We start from the raw sequence: 3,285 nt of genomic DNA, 5'->3' as shown, positions 1-3,285 counted from the left end.
GGTGATTTTGACGGCGACGGTGCGCTGGATTTTGCTGAAGCCGGTGCGTCTGGCACGATTCATTTTGGACGTTCGCGTCTTGCGAACCTCCTGACGGAGATTGAGACGCCGCAGGGTGGCAGGATCGAGGTGACTTATGAACCCTCGACTGTAGCGGCGCAGGGTGATCGGACCTTGGGCGTGCGCCAGTTGGTGACTGCCGTGCGGTTCGAGAACGGGCGTGGGCAGTCGCGGACCAAGACCTACAGCTACGTGGACGACCGCTACGATTATGACCTGCGGCGGCCGCTTGGTTTTAGAACCGTCACCACGACCCTGCCCAAGACCAGTGGTGAGAGCACAAATCCCCGGATCGTGGATGTCTATCTCAACCAAAATTATGCTGAACACGGGCTTCTCAAATCGAGCACGCATATTGTGGGCGACACGACTTGGCGCCAGGAGATCTTCGACTATTCGATCAACACCGAGGGCAATGGACCTTATATTGCACGACGCACCAAGGTGAGGTCCAAGGTGCGCTCCGGAAATGCGCTGAACGAGACATTGAAGACCTACGCATATTCCGTATTCGGAGAGTTGCGGCGTGAAACCGATCACGGCAGATCCGTGAGTGGAAGCAATGTAACGGCCGACGATGACATCACCTCCGTGACGTCCTATTTTGAAAATCGCGACAAGTATATTGTAAACACACCTAGGCGTCAGTTTAAGCAGCGCTCGACCAGTACAGCGATCAGCCGGTCAACCGCGCTTTATGGTCGGTACTTCTATTATGATAATGATACGACGTTTTCCGCTACGCCTGTGCGGGGTAACCCGACACAGGTTCGAGAGTGGTTGGGAAGCCCGTCGAGTTGGGGGAGCCGTCGCATCAAGACCAGTCACTACGACAGTTACGGTAATCTCACGTTTGATGGTGATGCCTATGGGTGGGGAACGACCTTTACCTACGGTGGGCCAGGACATCTTTATGTCACCCGGTCCGAGAATGAGCTGGGCCACACGACGAAGTACGCTTGGAACTATGACTGCGGTAAGGTGGTTAAAGAAACTGATCCAAATGATCTGGTCACTAGCACTGCCTTGGACCTCCACTGTCGCGAGGACAGGGTCGATTACCCGACCGGTAACCTGAAAAAAACCATTTATAACAATTTCGGAAATGCCAATGCTCAGCATACGATAGTACGAACTCGTTCTGGCAGCAGTAATGCCGCGAGAGATTACACCGATGTGCGAGAGTTTTTCGACGGGTTCGGGGAAGTCTACAAAACTACCGTCTCAGGTGTGGATAAGAACCTCGCGAATGCTTCAGCAACGGTTCACTCTTACGATGCGCGTGGCAATCTCTCCAGCCAGAGTGTGCCTGTGTCTTGGAGTGAAGCGAGCGACAACTCAGTCAGTAACAGCTTGAAGACACGATTTGAGTACGATCCTCTTGGACGTGTTCTCAAGACCACACATCCTGATGGTCGCTACCGAAAGATCCAGTATGATACGTATTCTTACAAACACTCCAACGCAGATGGCAGCCTGCCAAGCTTGACTTATCCGCGAGTACAGGTTTGGGAAGAAAGTTGTTTTGACAGCGGGAGCCTTACGCCCTGTATCCGTTCGATCGATGTGTTTGATACACGTGGCAATAAAATTCGATCATACCTGAAAGATGCGGATGGGAGCGATGTCGGAGCATCTGGGCAGTGGCGCCGCACGTATCATCAATTTGACTTATTGAACCGACTGACGCGTATCATCGATCCGATCGGCGCAACCTATATCTATGCATACGATTTTGCGGGTAACAAAGTCACGTCAGATGACCCGGGGTTGGGCAAATGGACCATGATCTATGATCAACGCAATCTTTTGACCAAGCAGATTGATGCGAAGGGGCAGCAGATCAGGTTCACTTATGATCGCTTGGGACGCCAAACCCGCAAAGACGTGCTGCGCGCCAATGGCAGCCGGGAAAGCCGCACGACCTGGACCTATGATGACGCCACCTCCGGCCATGCCAATATCGGCTTTCTCACCCGTGTCAGCAGAGGCGGGCACGTGATTGGCTATGACTATCATAACGCCGGTCAGATCAAATTTGAACGTCACACATTGGACGGCAGAACCTTCACTTTGGAGCGCTTCTACAGAAACGGCGTTCTGTCCAACCTTAAGCTGCCTAACCAACCGGGCAGCCAAGGCACCGCGTTGGTCGGAAGCTTTGACTATGACGCGGCAGGTCGCCTGACCTCTCTGGGAAACAACATCAAATCGGTTACCTACAACCTACGTGGCCAGCCGGTGAAAACAGTCTACAAAGACGGCCAGGCTGAAACGCGAGCTTATAACAATCAACGTGGATGGCTGAGCAAGATTGAGGTCAAAAATGGCGCGGGTTCTCGTCGCAGTTACACGTTCTACTATCGCAACCATGATGGCCGAGTGAACCGTATCCATACAAACGAAGGTCGCGGGCGGCAGCTGTTTCGCTACGATTACGCGGGGCGGCTGGTGAAGGCGATTGCCAATCATTCAACCGCGGACAGTCAGACGTTCACTTATGATGCCGGAGGCCGAATGCGGTCTAACAGCTGGATTGGTTCCTACAGTTATAGCAGCTCGCAGCCGGTGCATGCCCCGTCAGAAGTTGATGGTCAGGCTTTTACCTACGATGCGAATGGCAACATGACCAAAGGTCTTGATGGTCGCATCATGACCTATGATGCAGAAAATCGCCCATTGTCTGTGAGTTATAACGGGGTCACGACCTCCTACGTCTACAGCGCTGATGGCAGTCGACTGAAGCAGACCACCAGTGGATCCGGCCAACCAACCACCACCACAGCCTATTTTGGCCTCGTCGAAATTCAAAATTGGGGGCAGGGAAGCAAGGAGGAGGTCATCACTTATCCATACGATGGCTTGCGCCTCGTCAACGGTGCGTTGGAGGTCATGTATCGAGATCAGTTGGGGTCCATCCGGAAGATTCTCAACGGCAACAGTGAGGAAATCAAGAACGCGACCTATGCGCCCTTTGGAACGATAGATGAACGGGTCAGCAGTGCCGGTCTGGCAACTGCAGAAGAGACAAAAGGCTTCATCGGCGAACGTTTCGACGCCGGTGCTGGGCTACAGTACCTCAACGCGCGGTACTATGACCCAGAGCTTGCTAGCTTCATTCCAGCTGACCCTTCGGGCGGGGCCGGGCCTCATCCCACCGTGCAGTAAAGCCACTCCGGACGCCAAACCTCGGCGTCCGGAGCACGCCAGAGGAGAAGCTCTTTC

1 protein-coding gene is annotated in these 3,285 nt (G+C 53.7%); it reads left to right on the top strand.

Going from position 1 to position 3,285, the window contains the following annotated elements; genetic code table 11:
* Window positions 1–3,228: RHS repeat-associated core domain-containing protein (locus tag R0J92_RS21290; protein WP_411053109.1), on the top strand; the 3,228-nt coding region annotated here is incomplete at its 5' end.
* Window positions 3,229–3,285 lie beyond the last annotated feature (57 nt).

Source organism: Tritonibacter sp. SIMBA_163 (assembly GCF_046535935.1).
Taxonomy (GTDB): Bacteria; Pseudomonadota; Alphaproteobacteria; order Rhodobacterales; family Rhodobacteraceae; genus Epibacterium; species Epibacterium scottomollicae.
Note: the sequence above shows the minus strand (reverse complement) of the source record. Positions and strands in the feature narration are given on the sequence as shown.